19 protein-coding genes are annotated in these 18,211 nt (G+C 51.8%); all 19 read right to left on the bottom strand.

Translation table 11 applies throughout. From position 1 onward, the window contains the following. Window positions 1–7: 7 nt before the first annotated feature. The 19 genes from DFO57_RS08080 to DFO57_RS07990 all read right to left on the bottom strand — a co-directional run bounded on the left by DFO57_RS08080 (window position 8) and on the right by DFO57_RS07990 (window position 18,055). Window positions 8–796, bottom strand: a complete 789-nt coding sequence (locus DFO57_RS08080; protein WP_024472346.1) for an SDR family NAD(P)-dependent oxidoreductase — start codon at window positions 794–796, stop codon at window positions 8–10. Between the two features lie 16 nt (window positions 797–812). Next, entirely contained in the window at window positions 813–1,154 is a 342-nt protein-coding gene (locus DFO57_RS08075) for a cupin domain-containing protein (protein WP_064373138.1), read from the bottom strand. Between the two features lie 13 nt (window positions 1,155–1,167). Further along, window positions 1,168–1,824, bottom strand: a complete 657-nt coding sequence (locus DFO57_RS08070) for a 3-oxoacid CoA-transferase subunit B (protein WP_080721688.1) — start codon at window positions 1,822–1,824, stop codon at window positions 1,168–1,170. Further along, the gene (locus DFO57_RS08065) at window positions 1,817–2,485 is read right to left on the bottom strand and encodes a 3-oxoacid CoA-transferase subunit A (RefSeq protein ID WP_064373136.1); all 669 of its coding nucleotides are present in this window, start codon (window positions 2,483–2,485) and stop codon (window positions 1,817–1,819) included. The genes DFO57_RS08070 and DFO57_RS08065 overlap by 8 nt, the downstream gene beginning before the upstream one ends. Window positions 2,486–2,572: 87 nt before the next feature. Next, a complete protein-coding gene (locus tag DFO57_RS08060) occupies window positions 2,573–3,883 on the bottom strand; it encodes a nitrate/nitrite transporter (protein WP_024472350.1) in 1,311 nt (436 codons plus the stop codon). A gap of 208 nt (window positions 3,884–4,091) precedes the next feature. Further along, window positions 4,092–5,090 carry a LysR family transcriptional regulator gene (locus DFO57_RS08055; RefSeq protein WP_064373134.1) on the bottom strand — a complete coding sequence of 333 codons (999 nt, stop codon included), beginning with the start codon at window positions 5,088–5,090 and terminating at the stop codon, window positions 4,092–4,094. A gap of 100 nt (window positions 5,091–5,190) precedes the next feature. Then, window positions 5,191–5,874, bottom strand: a complete 684-nt coding sequence (locus tag DFO57_RS08050; protein WP_110015253.1) for a Crp/Fnr family transcriptional regulator — start codon at window positions 5,872–5,874, stop codon at window positions 5,191–5,193. A 183-nt stretch (window positions 5,875–6,057) separates the two neighbouring features. Then, a complete protein-coding gene (locus tag DFO57_RS08045) occupies window positions 6,058–7,014 on the bottom strand; it encodes a transporter (protein WP_024472353.1) in 957 nt (318 codons plus the stop codon). A gap of 48 nt (window positions 7,015–7,062) precedes the next feature. Next, window positions 7,063–7,320, bottom strand: coding sequence for a hypothetical protein (locus DFO57_RS08040; RefSeq protein ID WP_110015252.1), 258 nt, complete (start codon window positions 7,318–7,320; stop codon window positions 7,063–7,065). Between the two features lie 11 nt (window positions 7,321–7,331). Further along, window positions 7,332–8,135, bottom strand: a complete 804-nt coding sequence (yfaU, locus tag DFO57_RS08035) for a 2-keto-3-deoxy-L-rhamnonate aldolase (RefSeq protein ID WP_064373130.1) — start codon at window positions 8,133–8,135, stop codon at window positions 7,332–7,334. A 25-nt stretch (window positions 8,136–8,160) separates the two neighbouring features. Continuing rightward, a complete protein-coding gene (locus DFO57_RS08030) occupies window positions 8,161–9,450 on the bottom strand; it encodes an MFS transporter (protein WP_024472356.1) in 1,290 nt (429 codons plus the stop codon). Between the two features lie 55 nt (window positions 9,451–9,505). Further along, window positions 9,506–10,711 carry an L-rhamnonate dehydratase gene (gene rhmD, locus DFO57_RS08025; RefSeq protein WP_024472357.1) on the bottom strand — a complete coding sequence of 402 codons (1,206 nt, stop codon included), beginning with the start codon at window positions 10,709–10,711 and terminating at the stop codon, window positions 9,506–9,508. Between the two features lie 18 nt (window positions 10,712–10,729). Beyond that, window positions 10,730–11,512, bottom strand: coding sequence for an IclR family transcriptional regulator (locus DFO57_RS08020; RefSeq protein ID WP_024472358.1), 783 nt, complete (start codon window positions 11,510–11,512; stop codon window positions 10,730–10,732). A gap of 491 nt (window positions 11,513–12,003) precedes the next feature. After that, entirely contained in the window at window positions 12,004–13,266 is a 1,263-nt protein-coding gene (locus tag DFO57_RS08015; RefSeq protein ID WP_110015251.1) for a PTS galactitol transporter subunit IIC, read from the bottom strand. Between the two features lie 87 nt (window positions 13,267–13,353). Then, the gene (locus DFO57_RS08010; RefSeq protein ID WP_110015250.1) at window positions 13,354–14,349 is read right to left on the bottom strand and encodes a 2-hydroxyacid dehydrogenase; all 996 of its coding nucleotides are present in this window, start codon (window positions 14,347–14,349) and stop codon (window positions 13,354–13,356) included. 16 nt (window positions 14,350–14,365) lie between these two features. After that, complete coding sequence (locus tag DFO57_RS08005; RefSeq protein WP_110015249.1) at window positions 14,366–15,127, bottom strand: SDR family NAD(P)-dependent oxidoreductase; 762 nt, start codon at window positions 15,125–15,127, stop codon at window positions 14,366–14,368. An 11-nt stretch (window positions 15,128–15,138) separates the two neighbouring features. Then, window positions 15,139–16,677 (bottom strand): FGGY-family carbohydrate kinase, encoded by a 1,539-nt coding sequence (locus DFO57_RS08000; protein WP_110015248.1) that lies wholly within the window; start codon window positions 16,675–16,677, stop codon window positions 15,139–15,141. Between the two features lie 20 nt (window positions 16,678–16,697). Next, window positions 16,698–17,249, bottom strand: a complete 552-nt coding sequence (locus tag DFO57_RS07995; RefSeq protein ID WP_110015247.1) for a glycerol-3-phosphate responsive antiterminator — start codon at window positions 17,247–17,249, stop codon at window positions 16,698–16,700. A gap of 14 nt (window positions 17,250–17,263) precedes the next feature. Next, window positions 17,264–18,055 carry a class I fructose-bisphosphate aldolase gene (locus DFO57_RS07990; protein WP_110015246.1) on the bottom strand — a complete coding sequence of 264 codons (792 nt, stop codon included), beginning with the start codon at window positions 18,053–18,055 and terminating at the stop codon, window positions 17,264–17,266. Window positions 18,056–18,211: the final 156 nt, after the last annotated feature.

Here is an 18,211-nt window from a genome sequence, read left to right as displayed (position 1 = left end):
CCTCTCCTTAGCCCGCCGTACAGCCGCCGTCGATGTAAATGACCTGGCCGGTGATAAAATTTGCGGCAGGTGAGCAGAGGTATACGACAGTGCCGACCATATCTTCCACAACGGCAGCCCGGCCCATCGGGATGCGATCGAGGAAGATCTTTTTCAGCTTTTCGTCTTCCAGTACTTCCTGGGTCAGCGGCGTCCAGAAAATGGTCGGTGCGACGGCGTTAACGTTGATGCTGTATTTCGCCCATTCGGTAGCCAGCTGTTTGGTTAACAGATTGATTGCCCCTTTTGATGTGCCGTAAGCCGCGTAGCCGCCGGGGTGTCCGGCAAAGGCGCGCACCGATGAGGTATTGACGATTTTCCCGAATCCCTGCTGGATAAACAGTTGGCCAAATACTTTGCAGGGAATAAAGGTACCAGTGATGTTGACGTCCATTACTTTGCGGAAATCATTAACGTCAAAGGCCTCCGCTGGATGCCGGATAGCAATGCCGGCAATATTGATCAGAAAGTCGACTTTTCCCCAGACTGCGACCACTTGATCGGCCAGGGCTTTAACCGCCACTTCGTCGGTCATGTCGCCAGCGATAGCGAGGGCCTCGCCGCCCGCTTCCTGCACCTGCTGAACGGTTTTTTCCAGGGTGGCGATGGTACGGCCGGTTACCGCGACTTTAACGCCGTAGTTCGCCAGGCCGCGGGCGACACCTTCACCGAGCGCGCCTGCACCGCCGGTGATAACCGCAACTTTGCCTTCAAGGTTGAACAGCGCTTTGACTTTGTTATCCCATGTTGTGTCCATAATGATCCCTTACAGGTTACGTATTGCTGGCGATGACCAGCATACTGGTCGGATAATTGGTGTGGTTAACCACTTCACGCCCCTCAAACGGCGCGAGGAAAACGGCTTCCCCTTTGCTGACAACACGCGTTTCCTCTTTGGTTCGGATGGTGATGGCTCCCTCCAGCACGACGTAGAGCTTCTCTGTGGGCGAGTCGTCATAGGCCCACTCGGCACCGCCGCCGGGTAAGAAGTGTGAAAGTCCACACCAGAATTGTTTTGCCTCACAGAGCGCAGCGTCGCACAACTTCAGCGCCACCATGGCGTGATGCAGTGGTGGGTTGTAAGGGCTGGCTTCACTAATCGGTATCACTTTCATTGATGGTGTCCTTTTAGGAAAACTGGATTAATGTTTCAGAGATGCGTAGCGGTGCGGCGGTTTGCGCAACCACTTCCTCCACGCTGGTATCCGCAGCGATTTCGCGCAAAACCAGGCCGTTATTGACTTCAATGACCGCTTTTTCCGTCACGATCAGATTGACCTGGCCGACGGCGGTCAGCGGAAGCTGGCAGCGAGGCAAAATTTTTGACTGGCCTCTTTTATCGCAATGTTCCATGGCGATGATGACGCGGCGGGCACCGTTCACCAGGTCCATAGCGCCCCCCATTCCGGGAACCATTTTGCCGGGGATGATCCAGTTGGCGAGATTGCCCTCCTGATCTACCTCCAGCGCCCCCAGAACGGTCACATCGACGTGACCACCGCGTATAATGGCGAACGACAGGGCACTGTCGAAGAACGCAGCACCGGGTACGGCGGTGACCGGTTGACCGCCAGCGTTAGTTAAATCGGCGTCGATACTGTCGCTATCCGGCATGGGGCCGAGCCCCACCAGGCCATTTTCAGACTGGAAGATGACGCCAAGATCGTCGGCGACGTAGTTGGCGACCTGCGTCGGCAGGCCAATCCCCAGATTCACCAGGTCCCCTTTGTGAAGCTCTTTTGCAACCCGGCGCGCAATGCGTTCTCTCATGGCGTTTTTATCCATGGTGATCTTCCCCCTTAACCAGGTAGTCGATAAAAATGCCGGGCGTGTTGTAACGGTCGGCGGCGGTACAGTTCATCGGCACAATGGATTCGCACTCGGCGATCACCAGACGTGCGGCGGTGGCCATCACCGGGTTAAAGTTTTTGGTGGTTTTATTGAACATTGCGTTACCGGCCGTATCGGCAACGGAGCAGTGGATCAGGGCTATGTCAGCCTGCAGCGGCCGTTCCAGCAGCCAGGGCAGGCCGTCAATGATGACCTGCTGCTTGCCATCCTCCACCACCGTGCCCAGCCCGGTGCGGGTCAGTACGCCGCCCAATCCGGCTCCGCCTGCGCGAATACGCTCAACCAGCGTGCCCTGGGGGACCAGCTCCGCTTCCAGCTCGCCGCTGGACATCTGGCGTCCGGTTTCCGGGTTCAGGCCAATATGGGAAGCGATGATCTTGCGAACCTGCTTATTGACGATCAGCTTGCCGATCCCCCGATCGATAAACCCGGTGTCATTCGCGATAATCGTTAAATTACCCACGCCTTTTTCCACCAGCGCATCAATAATTTTTTCTGGCGTCCCAACCGCCATAAATCCGCCAATCATGATAGTCATGCCCTCTTCCACCATGTCGGCTGCGCGTTGCGGCGAAATATTTTCTTTTTTTAGCATGGTATGACTTCCTGAATAAGTGACGTTACTGTTTGCAAACCGATAGTTAACGAAAACAGTTTTCCCTGGTGAGGAACTGTAAAATTGTTATCCGGCGACGACGGAATCTGTTTTGCCTTTGCATTTGTCGTTAATCATGAAAATTAATACGGCGGCAATAATATCCAGCACGATAAATGAAATATAAGCTGCGTCGTAATCGCCGGTATATTTCAGGCTAATAGCCGCCACCGCAAAACAACTGACCCGGAATAAACACGCAATGGTTGAAACCAGACGGTTAGCGGCGGAGAAGTCATAGCGGCCATAAACGGTGCCGACCATCGATGTACAGAGCTCTTTGATACCGGCGATACTCGCCCCCACCATTAATAGCGTGAAATAGGTAAAGTAATCGCTACCGCGAACCAGCAGGCAGGCGTGAGTGACAGCAAAGAAAAAGGCGTAAGCGATGCTGGCTTTTCGGGTACCGACTTTGACATCCACCCATCCCCAGAAGTAGCTGAACACGGCGCAAATCAACGCGGCGGAGGTAAACATCCAGACGGCGGTTTCTTTCGCATAACCCACTGAAATCAGCCGGGGGATCAGCTGACTGACAACGCCGATATCCACCAACCACAGCAGGCCGAAACCGACGGAAATCAACCACATTTCCCGGTCGCGGAACAGCACGCGGTAGGTAAAGGGGCTTTGGTAATCGGTCTGCGCCGCCAGATTAGCCGCCTGCTGCTCGCGAGAAATCGGCTCGTTATCGGGGTACAAACCCAGCTCTTCCGGCGTATTGCGGATCCAGAATATCGAGATGATACCGAGGGTAATTAACGTTCCTCCGACGACGGCATAAGCACCGGGGACGCCGAAACGGTCAAAGAGGAAGAACATGATAGGAATAAGCGTCGCGGTACAGAATGACATCCCCATGGTTGCCCAACCCAGCGCCAGGCCTTTTTTCTTTGGAAACCAGCTATTCAGCAGGGTGGCGGGAACGTTGAAACAGCAGCCGGTGGCCAACAGATTCATCAGCGCCAGACCAATAGCATATTGGGTGTAAGAGGTGACGCGGCCAAACCAGATCATCGTTAATCCCAACGCCAGCAGGCCAAAAATGGCGACGATTTTTGCCCCTCTGCGCTTGATCATTTCGGCGATGACCAGCGCACCGATAACGCCAATCCAGCCCGCGGGCGTTGAGAAAGAGAGAAGCGTGGCGAAATCCCAGCCGTGAAGATCGACAAAGCTCTGGACGATAACGTTCAGGCCGTCTGCGGTCCAGGCGGCGAAGTTGTAATACATCAGCATACTGAAGCCGACCATGCTCCAGCCCCAGCCGCCGAAGTTACTTCGGGTGCTGGAATGGTTTGCCGTTTTGTCGGCAATGTTATTTGTATTTTTCATAATTCTCACCCAGTTAATAAATTTAACCCTCCCCTTAACAACTGGCTCTGAATAATAAGGGGCGATGCGGCGCAAAACATTTTCGAGGGGCAATGTTATTATCGAGAAAACCAACTTACTAAGATCAGATTAACAACAGGTTTTTTGGGTTTGAAGACTATAAATAAAAAGTGCATTTGCAAATATGAAAAGAGGCACCGGCGATTTTTCAGGATTTTTTCTCGCGCATTTTCTGAAAGGTATCGGTGTGTTGTTCAATCAAAAAATGTTTAAAAGAAGATACGCATTCGGTTATTTGGCTGCGGGCCGGATAATAGAGGTTTAATAACCACTTCGATGTTTGCATCTCTTTAAAAAGGCAGGTGAGTTTTTCACTGCGAATATCACGCTGGACAACATACTCCGGCAGGTAGGCAATGCCGGCCCCTGAAAGCACCGATTTTCGTAACAGCGTGCTGTCACAGACCTCAAGCGATTTGGGAATTTTGAAAAAGTGACGTTCGTTATTGATCTCGTAAGCCCAGTCGTTGCTGCCGGTCAGCGAGCTGGCGAACAGACAGCGATGATGCACCAGCTCCGACGGATGCTGCGGCGTGCCGTTCATCAGTAAGTATTGCGGTGAGGCGACGGTCACGAACGGCTCGGCGATCAGATTACGCTTCACCAGCGGAAGCTCCTGATCCTGGGGATGGCTAAAGGCGTTGACGGCGCCGATGATGATATCGTGATCTTTCCAGTTCTGAATACCGAAGGCTGAGACATGAACGGCGATATTCACCTGACGGTTACCGGCCAGATAGTTAGCGACGATGGGCATCAGATATTGTTCGGCATAGACCGGCGTACAGCAGATACGAATCGTTCCCCGACGCTGGGTGGAAAAATGCGTTAGCTCATTTTTGAGCTGACTGACTTTCTCACCGATTAAACAGAAATTGCGATACAGATAATCACCGGCATCGGTCAGCGGCATGGCTTTGTTGTTGCGCCGATAAAGCGGGCAGCCAATTTCTTTTTCCAGATCGGACAGCCAGCGCGATCCAGAGGAAATGGAGATTCCCATTCGCTCTGCCGCCGATGAAATGGAACCGGTAGTAACCAGATTCACGAAGAACATCATTCTGGTCATGATATGCGGATCTGAAAGGGTGACATCCTGCGGCAGGACAGGGGCGGACGCCTCGCTACGATAGTCTTCACTGTACATAGTCGGTTTCTCGCTTCAGATTGGCCTGGATTTATCCTGGCAGCTAACCTGATGAGCAAATGGCAAGCATTCACATTTGCCGCGCGCCACGGTTCACAATTTACACAATCTCTCGGTTGGCAACCTTCCTAAGCCCATCAAGATCCAGCACTTCGATATTGCCGTAGTGAAGCGCCACCATCTGGCACTGCGCGAAATGTCTGAGTGTTTTGGCAACAAAAGGACGTGACAGGCGCAGGCATTCGGCCATGAACTGCATCGTGAAAGGAATGTGGCGTTCGCGACAGGGGCCGCTTTGTCCCTCTTCACAATCCACCAGAAAAGCCGCCACACAGGCTTCCCTGGAGGCCACTTTATGTGTGTACAGCACCCGATCCAGATCGTGAAGTCGCTCGGTAAGTGAATCAACCACCTGCATTTTGAATTCATCAAACTGAGCCAGCAGCTGCGTGGCGCAGGCGCGCGGAAGAAGCAGTAATTGAACATCGGTCATGGCGATGAAGTTACGATCTAACGGCGTGTGCTTCCAGACGAAGTCAAACAGGATCATGCGGCCGACCGGAACGTGGGTGAGCAGCGTCTGGTTGCCGTTAGCGTGGTGAACATTCGCGAACAGATGGCCTTTTAACGTCCAGGCTATCGCCTCAACGTCGGCGCCCTGATGAAACACGATGCTGCCGGCTTTTTCGCTACGAATACGCGACTGGCGCAGTAAAGCCTGCTGAAGCGCCGGAGGAAAGGCGTTCCAGCCGGGGATCATCATTATGGCTTCTTCGGCGAGCATAAACGCTCCTGTCTGAGGGGGAGAGGAACTATTGTCAGCAAACGGAACGGGGTTTTTAAGCCGGGAATAGACAAGATGTGATAGCTATCAAAGAGAGCCGTCAGGAGCAGGAAGCACTTTTTCTTTCTGCTCCTGACGCGCTGAGGTATCACGCCGGGTGATGACGTGAGGGAGTAACCCCGGCTACAGCGGCATCGACATCCCGATATGGAAAAAGGTCATTCCGGCATCGTTTTCGCTATGCAAATTAAACAACAGTCGGCTGGTAACAGTTACGCCGCTAAAGTCATAACTTATCATTGGACCGGCTTTGATGTGCTCGACGCGCTTACCGGTGGAGTAGATCCCCTCCACGGCCTGTACCGTTCTGCCGTTTACCTTGTCGTCAGTCACCTGCTTCGTCCAGTTGCCGATAAGCCCCGCCGTGAGGTTGTTGCTGATGCGATGGGTGGCGGTAACGTCCATGTACCAGGTACTGCCGGAGCGGTAGTCGGTTTCGCTGTTTCTCGTGTTGAAGTCAAAAATATTATTGAGCGTAATGCCCCAGTCATCGGTCAGATAGCTGATGGCGATATTGGGTTCAAACGACCAGTAATCCCAAGCGACATTATCGCCGGAGGTCTCTTTTTGACCGGTTACCGCATTGCGGGTATAGGCCGTTTTGCCATCCGGTAAATAGATGGCTAACCCGGCGCCGATGTGGAAATTGTTATGGAGATCCCAGGAGAGCGCGAGGGGCGTAATGCTGGTTCCCATCAGGCCATTGGTGTGGTCAGTGGTGTGCTGGCCTGTATTTTTCACCTGAATAAATTTATAGGGCTGTACCACCATCGCCGCATAGCGCGCGCCGAAAAGTTCCCAGCCAGGAACCCATGTGGCAGACATTACCAGCCCGACGTTGGAGAGCTTATTTTTCCCTCCGGCGATTTTCGCCGTATCACCGCTGCCGTTTCGCACGACGCCGGTTTCATAGGTGGATGTCATTGACAGATACAGCCCGTCGGGCGGAAGCGCGCCTGTATGGGTACCGGTGGTGGCGCCGGGCTGTAACGGCGTTAATCCTTCGGCAGCAAAGAGTGGGCAAGGAACAACCAGAGAAGCGGTAAGGGCCAGGGTAAGAGGTAGCGTTCTGATTTTCATTTTAATCGTCCATTTTATGACCAGTGCCGGAACGATTAAAAGCAAAAATCACGCGGCCTGGAATAGCATAAATAAGAACGTCTTTTCGGAATTTGCAAAAGCAGTTGGAAATGTTAATCCGTGCTGCTTTTCAGCCTTGATGCCGGCAACGCTGTTGCAAAACCTGTAGGCGCCACGACTGTTTTCACCGCAGGATGTGAGAGGATTTTGGGGGCGAGGTTTGGTGACGCTGAGCTCATCGGGCCATGCCATACGGCTTAATCGCACACAAAGCCGCAGCACGCAGGTCAGATAAGCCAGCGCCATTCGTCATCGCCTTAATAACTGCTTTTAACAACTTTTTCGGTCACGTTTGCTTTAAACATCGCCAACCGGCGATCCAGCGCTTCGGTGTAAAGCATGGTGTCGACACCAACAGCAACGAAATTTGCCCCCCAGTGCAGGCATTTCTTCGCCATCTCCGGGTCAACGGCCAGGAACCCCGCCGCTTTCCCGGCCGCCCGAATGCGCTGGATGCTCTCCTGAATGATCTGCTGTACCGCCGGATGTCCGGCATTGTCAGGATAGCCCAGCGACGCTGACAGATCCGCGGGTCCGATAAAGACGCCGTCAATCCCCTCCACGTTCAGAATGGCATCGAGGTTTTCCAGTGCCGTTTTGCTTTCCACCTGCACCAGCAGGCAAAGGGAGGCATTGGCCTGAGCCATGTAGTTTTCGATACGTCCCCAGCGCGCAGCGCGCGCAACGCTTGCCCCAACGCCACGCTCGCCCAGTGGCGGATAACGCGTGGCGGCGACCACCTGGCGCGCCTGTTCAGCAGTATCAACCATTGGGATGAGTAGCGTCTGCGCCCCGATATCCAGTACCTGCTTAATCAGCGCCTTGGTGCCCTCTACAGGACGGATCACTGGCTGGCTGGCATAGGGGGCGATGGCCTGCAGTTGATGATAGAGATCCTGCACCGTATTGGGTGCATGTTCACCATCAATAAGCAGCCAGTCGTAACCCGAGGTCGCGGCAATTTCCGCCATGTAAGACGTGGTTGAACTCAGCCACAATCCGATTTGCACTTCTTCTTTCTTCAATCCTTCCTTAAAAGGATTGGCTAGCAATGCGTTCATAATGATCCTTACTGCGTGGATAAACTTATTGATGCGCGGCATCCGGCTGTGACCGGGTGCGGTTCACGCTCAGGGTAAAAATAATGAATGAGCCGATGATGGCAATGCCGGCCAGCGTCAGCAGACCGGCTGCATCGCTGGCAAACAGGGTTTCGGCTTTCACGCGCAGAATGGGCGCAATAAATCCGCCCACCGCGCCGAACAGGTTTACGAAACCGATGCCCGCCGCCAGCGCCGTGCCGGAAAGTAACTGCGTTGGCATGGTCCAGAACACAGGCTGTACGGCAATAAAACCAACTGCCGCGACGCAAAGCGCCAGAATCGCCAGCACCGGAGAGGCAAGGCCAGAAAGACCGATGCCAATTCCTGCCGCCAGCAACGTCAGGGCTGCTACGTTACGGCGATCGCCAGTGCGGTCGGAATAACGTGGGATTAGCCAGGTGCCAAAGAGCGCAGCGACCCATGGAATGGCGGTGACAACCGACGCAGTGAACCCCACTTTGGTGCCCAGCAGCGCGGCAACCTGAGTCGGCAGAAAGAAAATAAGGCCATAAACCGCGACCTGAATCGTCATATAAATGATCGCCAGTTGCCAGACGCGCCCGTTGCGCAGGGCATCGGTGAGTTTCGACGTCGACTTTTTCTCTTCTTCGTTCGCCAGCTGGCTTATGAGCGCGGCCTTCTCTTCTGCATTCAGGAACCGCGCCTGCTGTGGCGAGTCATCCAGCCAGAAGAAGGTAAATACACCTGCCCCAACCGCCAGTAAGCCTTCGATAACGAACATCCAGAACCATCCCGGATGCCCCATAAAGCCGTGCATCTCCAGCAGCGCCCCGGACAGCGGCGAGCCCAGTGTCAGCGCCAGGGGAGCGCCCATGTAAAATAACCCCATGATGCTGGCGCGGGTGCGCTGCGGGAACCACTGAGAGGTGAGGTAGATCATACCGGGAAAGAAACCGGCTTCTGCCGCCCCCAGCAGCGTGCGAACAATCAGGAATTTCGCCTCTGTATCTGCCCACGCCATCGCGGCGGAGAGAAATCCCCATAACAGCGTCGTGGTGCCGATCCAGGTTCTCGCCCCCAGTTTGCGCATCAGCAGGTTGGCAGGCACGCCAAGAAAGGCGTAAACCACAAAGAATATCCCGGCACCCAGCGCATAGGCTTCATTGCTCAGTCCGGTATCGATCTGATAGGTCTCTTTGGCGAAGCCGATATTAGAACGGTCAAGAAACGCCAGCACGTACAGTGTCAGCATGAACGGGATTAAGCGGGCACGGTTTTTCTTCACCACGCCGTCAAGTAAAGTGGTACTCATAGCAGACTCCTCAATAAAATGAGGGCGTTGCACGCAAAGCGCAACGCACGGGTGATTAGTGGCTATAAGGGCGTTGGAGGTTACAGTCGCGGTTAAGCTCGACGCCAAATCCCGGTTTATCCAGTACGGATTTATGAATGCGCCCTTTCACCGGCACGGGCTCATCCAACAGGATCGGGTCAAACTGTGGGCGCATTGATGAACAGTCAGGACTGGTCATCAGGAACTCACTAAACGGCGTGTTGGTGAAGGTAATAACGGCATGATGCGAATAAACAGAGGATCCATGCGGCACCACCAGCTGCCCGCGCGATTTCGCGATGGCCGCAATTTCTGTCAGCGTGGTTAGCCCACCGCACCAGCCCACATCCGGTTGCATAATATCGATGCCGGTTTCCGACAGGGTGCGGAAAGACTGCAGCGTACCGTGATGCTCACCGCTGGTGACCATCATTCCCGCCGGGGCATGCCGTTTAAGTTCGCGATAGCCTTCGTACTGTTGTGGCGGCAGGCACTCTTCGATCCATTTGAGATTGTAAGGCGCACAGGCATGGGCCAGTTTAGTCGCGTAGTTCACGTCCTGACTCATCCAGCAGTCGAGCATCAGCCAGAAATCCGGGCCGCATTTCTCCCGCATGTCTGCGACCATGGCAGCATCTTTGCGGATCCCGGCATCTCCGTCGTGCGGGCCCCAGTGAGTCGGCATCTTGCCGCCGATAAAGCCCATCTCTTTCGCCAGATCGGGACGCGCACCGGTAGCATAAAACTGGATCTCATCTCGTACCGCGCCACCCAGTAATTTGTAAACCGGCAAACCGACCACCTTACCGAACAGATCCCACAGCGCCAGATCCACACAGGAAATGGTGTTCATAACCAGCCCACCCGAACCGGAGTAGTACAGGGTTGCACCCAGCATTTGATCGTGAATGAGCTTAATATCGCTGACGCATTTTCCTTCGATAAAGCGGTTGAGATGCTTTTCAACAATAAAGCAGCCCATTTCTCCCGCCGTGGAGACGGCAAAACCGATCTGGCCGTTATCTGCCTCGACTTCTACTATCAGCGTTCCCAGCACGTTAATGCCGAAAGACTGGCGGGACTGCTCATACTCGCGATATTTGCTCATCGGTGTGGCAATGTGATCGTCGATCCAGTGATTTTTACCCTGATCGTGGTAGTCACCGCCGCCAGCGCCCTTTTGCGCTGTGGCTCCACCGATAAACCAGGCACGAACATGTTTAATTTTAGGTAGGGTCATAACACTCTCCATTTATGATTAAGATGCGATTGAATCGAATGGACTTTTCCAACCCAGAAGACGTGATATCTCCTTCGCACAGGCAATGGCTTTCCCGGCCAGGTAGTCACGGTTCTCATCGTTGATTTGCAGGCGGGTACCCACCACCGAGATAGCGGCGGCGGGTTCCTTGCTGGCATTGAAAACAGGTGCAGCGATGCAGCGTACATCCGGGTAATCTTCCCCGTTGTCGAAGCTCCATCCACGCTGGCGGATGCGTTCCAGCTCATCGCTTAACTGCAGAGGATCGGTAATGGTCGTCGGCGTCGCTTTTTCCCATACCAGTTGCGCAATAATGGCTTTTCTTACCGGTGCAGGTTGCCAGGCCAGCAGGCATTTGCCTATGCCAGAACGATAAAGCGAGAGTCTTTTGCCTTCGTGTGAGCGGACACTGATCGTGGATGAGGACTCCACTTTGAGGATGTAGTAAGCGCTTTCGTGATCGATAATGCCCAGATGACACAGTAACCCGGTCTCATCCATCAACTGCGTCAGACGCGGGCGCGCCAGTTCGCGTAAATCCATTTTGCTGAGCGCGTGTTCAGAAAGCTCGACCAGTTTCGTCCACAGGCAAAAATTATCCTGATGATCGACGCTGATAAAACGCTGCCGCTTTAACTCATTCAACAGCAGATACGCGGTGCTTTTTGGGATCCCCAGCGTTTCGATGATCGTCGCCGCGCTGCATGGCCCTTTTCGCGCAATCAAATTAAGAATATCAATCGCCCTGGTGAGCGCCGGGACTTTGCTTGATTCCAACATAATGGACTCCAGTCTGAGCTAGTGGAATCAGTGTGAATGCCAGGCTGGGCGAAATGTTTGAAGTGCGTCATAGCTCGCCTCTCTTCCAACTGAGTGGAAAATTAATGCGAAAAAACGTGAATTTGCGCACAGACTTTTTCCAAGGTGGTGCAACAGGTTGGACAAGAGTGAGGGATATCGTGTGCCTTCTCACTGTCCTGCTCTGCAGAAGAGGTTTTCCGGCAACAGACGTGGCTATAAAACGCTTATAAAATAAGTGTGCCTTTCCATTATTGTGACGCTACGTTGATACTTTTTGTTGTCATAATTAGACGCTTTAAAGCAAGACGAGATATTTACGCTTGTCCGCCTGTCCGGGATGGGGTTTAAAAAAGATGGGGCCTGACTGGCAGTGAAACAGAGAAAAAGGCGATCAAGCGAGTTTATGTAAAAAATGTCATGCCGAAAAAGAGGGCAAATGCGTGCCCTCTTTTTAAGTAAGTGGCTTAGCACTAGGGTACAGCGCTAAAAAACTCGCCGAATTTGACAGCCAGCCAGCCGACAGGGGTGGTTGCACCGCCGACTAAATTGGTAATTTCAGACATCCCTTCCGGTACCGGAATATTGGAATTGACTGCCGCTTGGGTGTACTCCTGTGAAATGTCGGTTCCGACATACAGGATGCAAGTTACGACAAGCGTCCCGGTAATGAACATGCGGAACATATTACGCTTACAGAACGGCGTGACCATCGCCAGAAGGAACATCAGTGAAGCGAGATCAACAAAAGGCAGTACGCGATTACCGGGTAAAATGACAGACAGCACGACAGCCATAGGAATTAACAGCAGGCCGGTGGCCATTACGGAAGACTCACCAATCAATAACGCCGTATCCATACCAATGTAAAAATCGCGGTTCGGGAATTTTGCCTTTAGCTTTGCCTCTGCGGCATCACGAACAATCAACAATCCCTGTACCAGAATTTCAATCATCTTAGGCAGCAGCAGCATGGCGGCTGAAACCTTAATAGCCAGTGAAACGGCTGCGGAAACGTCGTACCCGGCAAGAAACGCCAGCAGCAGTCCCAGCACAAAGCCCAACGTGACAGGCTCACCGAAGACGCCAAATTTTTTATTAATACTTTCAGGATCAAAATTAATCTTATTGATCAGCGGGATCTTATCAATGACGTAATTACATGCAATGCCAAACGGAACGTAGGCTATACAGGTAAGATGCGGGAATGAAATCCCCTCAAGGTTATAATTTTTTTGTAAATAGGGCGCTGTTAAATCAGCGGCCAGTAATGTCAGGACAAAAATACCGAAAGTAATCCCTACTGACAGCCAGTAGTTTTCCGTTCCCGCATACACTACCGACCCCATAATCAGGAATATCCAGTAGTTAAAAATATCAATATTTACCGTTTTGGTTAGCTTTAACAGAAGCATGGCAAGATTGATGACTATAAACCCCACCACGACGGGCAACATTAGCGGTGAACCCCAGCCAATCGTTGACGCGGTCGGCCATCCGGTATCGACGACAGTTAACTGCAGGCCGATACGTTCTACCATTGCCTGTGATGCCGGCCCCAGGTTTGTCAGCAGCAGGCCAATCACCAGCCCAACCCCTTCAAAACCAATACCGACCAGCATCCCCGCTTTAAATGCCGTACCGATTTTAACCCCAAAACAGAGTGCGATAATAAAGAATATTACTGGCATCATTACTGATGCCCCCAGACTTATAATGCTGTTGATAATATCCATAGCAATTCCTTAAAAGGCGGGCAAATTGGGCACGAGCGATCCCGTGCCCTCTGGGCCCTGTTAATACCTTTAATGGCTTTTTTGTCTTTAACTGAGTTTCTTTAAAAGGATCTCAGCGAACAGTTTTGGTGAATGGCTAAATGCGTCAATGGTACTTCCGGCAATATGCGGCGTAAGGGTGACGTTATTTAGCGTATAAAATTCACTGTCATCAGGCAGTGGTTCGTCATCGAACGTATCAAGCGCTGCGCCCATGATTTTTCCGGTTTTAAGCGCATTAATCATTTCTTTTTCATTGATTAACCCGGACCGCGCCGTATTAACAATGATGGCGCTGCTTTTCATTAGCGCGAAATGGTGTGCATTGATCAGATTTTCGGTTTCCGGCGTCAGGCGAGCGTGCAACGATATAATGTCGGCACGTTGTACCAGTTCATCCAGAGAGTCGACTTTTTCATAGCGTTCATGGCCTGACACGTACTTATCGTAAAAAATAATCTCTGTACCAAAGCCACTCAGAAATCCGGCGACTAACCGGGCAATATGACCCAGGCCGACCAGCCCCACAACTTTCCCTCCGAGCTCTGGGATCGCCTGATGGTTCGGGCTCTCTTTACGCCAGTATTTGTCACGCAGGGCATCGTGTGAACGGGCGATATTGCGCATTTCTGCAAGGATCATAGCGACGGTGAATTCTGCTACGCTGCGAGCATTACGCCCCGGGGTGTTAATCACCTCAACGCCCCGCGCTTTCGCCACTTCTTGATTCACATTTTCAACTCCACCACGGAGCACGCCAACATATTTCAGCTTTGGCAGTTTATTAAATACCGCCGTATTGACGGGGGCAAACTGAGTGATCAGGATTTCAATATCATCAGCGCCCTGAAGCAGCCTTTCAGGTAAGGCAACAGCCTCTGCGCCTTCCTGTTCAACACACAGATTATCCTCCTGAAGTTTCTCGACAGAGTCATGTGACCACTCACGCACTTCAACCTTAATCCCCTTATCCTTGAGCGCTTTTAGTCCTGCTTCCATCATCGCTGCATTGATAAACAGATCGGCAATTGCCAGACATTTCATAATGATTCTCCGTAGATTAACGCATCAACATACCGCCGGTAACATCCAACGTAGCTCCCGTCATATAGCTGGTTTTAGGCGAGACCATGAACACACCGATATCGGCAATTTCGTGAGGCTGGGCAACGCGGCCCACCGGAATACGGTTGACGTAATAGTCAGGGTTCTGCTCAAGATTTTTGCGGATCATCGCGGTATCCATGATCCCCACGGCGATATTGTTCACATTGATTTTTTGTTTTGCGACTTCCCGCGCCAGAGAGATAGCGAAGGCGACAAGGCCGGCCTTACTTGCCGCGTAGTGTGCATGCCCCGTTGTGGAGCCGTGAAATGCAGCCTGGGAAGTGATATTCAGAATGCTGCCCATCCGATCGTGTTTCAGGCAGTGGTTGATAAACAACTGGCAGAGATGGAAGACGGCTTTGAGATTGACATTCATTACCCTGTCCCAGTCCTGCGGGCTGATTTCTGTTACATAGCCACTCAGCCAGATCCCGGCGTTATTCACCAAGATGTCAGCTTTGCCCAGCCTGTCGATACAGGTAGCAAAAAGATTTTCCCGGCTCTGTTCGTCACCGAGGTCAGTTTTAACCGCGATAATCTCAACGTTAGCGCTGGACTTCACCCTTTTGACCAGTTGTTCGGGGCACTCTTCTTCACGCAGATAGGTAAAACAGATATTGACTCCTTCTTTTGCCAGCGAAAGGACAAACTCTTTCCCCAAACCGGTCGCACCGCCTGTCACGATGGCCGTACGATTCGTCAAATTCAGCTCCATTCTTTCCTCACTTAGTGCGAAATGTAGTTGCTGCAGCTTTTCCAGGGAGACTGCATTTCAGATAACAGGTTTTTATAGAGCTGGTATTTTTGCTGGTAAACCCTGTGGCTTTCTGGATCGGGAGACACGGTACGTGAGACATGGACCATTTCATTTGAGGCCGCAAATACATCTTCATACCAGCCCACCATCACGGCGGCTGTCATCGCGGTACCCAACGTGCCGTGCTCTTTGACGTCAACGATTTCCAGCGTGGACTGGAAGATATCCGCGAATATCTGCAGCCAGACCGGGGAGTGAGTGACGCCGCCGGCAATACGAATCGTGCGGCTTAATTGCGGGTTAATATTGCGTAAGCGCTCGGTGTGATAGAGATGGCTGAAGGCCACGCCCTCATAAATCGCCCGCAGAAAATGCGCTTTTCTATGGAAACTGTTCACGCCGATAAAGCCTGCCGAGGCGTCGGGAATGGTGTTGGAGCCAAACACGAACGGAAAGAACAGCAGATGGCTTTCATCCGGCGTCGTTGATGACACCAACCTATTGCACAGGTCATAAACGGACGCTCCCTGCACGGCGGCGGCTTCACGATCGCTCTCCATAAAGTTATTGATAAACCACTCAAGGTTGCTTGCGGAGGTAGGACTGGCCTCGGTGATTAACCATTTCCCCTCAATGGGATAAATGGAGGTCATAAACAAGTCTTTATCAATAACCGGGTGGTCAGTAACGTATTCGTTAATGCTCCAGGTTCCCGTGACGATCGCCATCTTATTGAGGCTGTTAATTCCCGAGGCAATAGAAGACGCCGAAATATCGAATACCCCGCCAGAAACCGGTGTTCCGGCGCATAAACCGGTCAGGCTGGCTACGGCGTCGGTAATTTTTCCACAGCATTCTGTTGAGCGTTTGACAGGGGGCAGTCTGTCTCGCAGTTCAGCAAGCCCCCACCATGCAAGCAATTCCTCGTCATATTCGCAGTCGCGTACGTTGATCAGGTTAGTCCCTGAGATATCGGTAAGTTCAAGAAAAGCTTCTTCCGTCAGGAAAAAACGAATCAGGTCTTTGACCATAAAAATGTAACGCGCTTTTTGCAGCGTTTCGGGTTCGAAGTCCTTCAGCCATGCCAGCAAAGCCACAGGCTGGCCGGCCCAGATTGACTGCATCGTTTTTGGCAATATGTCGGCAAGAAATTCAGGCGATCGTTGCCATTTTTCAACATATTCTCTTGCCCGATTGTCGGTGGAGATAATGCCGTTACGCACCGGCTTGCCGGCTTCATCAACCAGGTACAGGCCGTTACCATGGCCGGTCACGGCAACACCTTTAATCTGGCTGGCGTTGATCCCTGACTTTTCAATCACCTTTTTGATGACCTCGACATTAGCGGCCCAGAGTTCATCGATACTCCGCTCTGTATGAAACTCCTTGGGGGTGATCATCTGCGTCGCTTTTGAGGCGATAGCGAGTACATTTCCTTTACGGTCATAAATGGCTGCCTTGGTGACGGTTCCACCATTGTCGATGCCCATTACGTATTCATCATTCATTAGCGTGGACTCCTTATTGGTTACCATAAGCCGGGATCACTGGTGGTTATTCCTTTGAATCCGGCATGGAATATTTTGTCTACAAGGTATTTCCGCTTAACAAAGCCTCCGGCGATGAATACCACATCAAAGCCTTTCAAATTTCGGCTAATCAACTCCAGACACTGGCAGGCATATTCAGCAGGTAAGATTTCAATTGCGTCCGGTGGACTGTGTTTAACAATATTGAGCGACTGATCAAGCGATCGTGAATCGATAAGTAAAACCCGATAAATGGTCAGTAACCCCTCTTTTTTTGCATAGCGTAGTGCAGAGAGATTGGAAGAAATAACACCATCAACTTTATAATAAATTTTCAGTAGATTTATCCCGACCTGATCGGGTTTGAACCCCCCGAGCAATTCAAGATGAACCAGTACCTTCTTACCGCTTTGATGACATTTACCAATCAGTGACTGTAGGTTTCCAATATTTGCCTCGGACAACAGAACATATTCGGACTGACATGCTATTGCCTTATCAAAGTATTTATATTTCCTGACAGAAGGAATGATGGTGTTATTTGCAAACATATTAATTTCCGAAGTTATTTAGCCATGTAAAGACTATATGCATCTTCCGGTGTCGCGTTTTCATGGATGATGGCATTCAGACCTGCGACTACTTTCGCGGGCTGCGGGTCCTGGGTAATGTTACGCCCCACCGCTACGCCTTTAGCCCCCATCTGCATACAGTGCTGAACAAATTTGAAATAACCATCGATACCGGTTTTTGGCCCTCCCAGGGCAAGCACCGGCACGCCAGCGGCTTCAACGATCAGCCGGTCGTCGGATGTACCGGTGAAACGCGTTTTGATAATGTCTGCCCCCAGCTCAACGGCCGCGCGGGCCGATGCGGCAATGATGGCTGGATTATTCGAGTCATCACTGGTGACGGGATAACCATAAGGGAGTGATTCAACAATCAGCGGCATGTTCCAGCGATCCGATGCCTGCGCGAGCTTCATCGCCATAACGTGTGTCTTTTCTTCGTTGAAGGCCCCCGGGAAGGTCATGCAAACCACCCCCTCGGCCGCGACTTTAAGCGCATCTTCAATAGAAAAAACGGGGGTCGTATCGGGAACGGTATTGTTAAAGATATTCACCGTACTATCGACGCGTAACACGACGGGCACGCGATCCAATGCTTTCCGGTAATTTTTCAACATTCCGTATGTGACGAGTGCACAATCCAGCCCCTGCTCAACCAGCGCCGGGAGTTGATTGATGGTGTTATCAATACCTTCTGTTTTCGTTGAAAAATAGTATCCATCCAGCGCTAAGGTGACGGATTTACCGTCTTTTGCGAATATTCTTGAGAGACGACGTTCTTTGGACATTAATTTACTCCTGAGATAAAAAAACAAAAAAAGCCCTCAGAGACTCGCGTCTCTGAGGGCTTTCTATTCACTTACCCTTTTGATAATGGTTCAGTCACCCAAAGCATTATCAATAATGATTTTTTAGCAAAATGAGAGGGGTTTACTGTTTAAATT

This window comes from Pantoea sp. AG702, from assembly GCF_003182295.1.
In the GTDB taxonomy this organism is placed as follows: Bacteria; Pseudomonadota; Gammaproteobacteria; order Enterobacterales; family Enterobacteriaceae; genus Pantoea; species Pantoea ananatis.
Note: the sequence above shows the minus strand (reverse complement) of the source record. Positions and strands in the feature narration are given on the sequence as shown.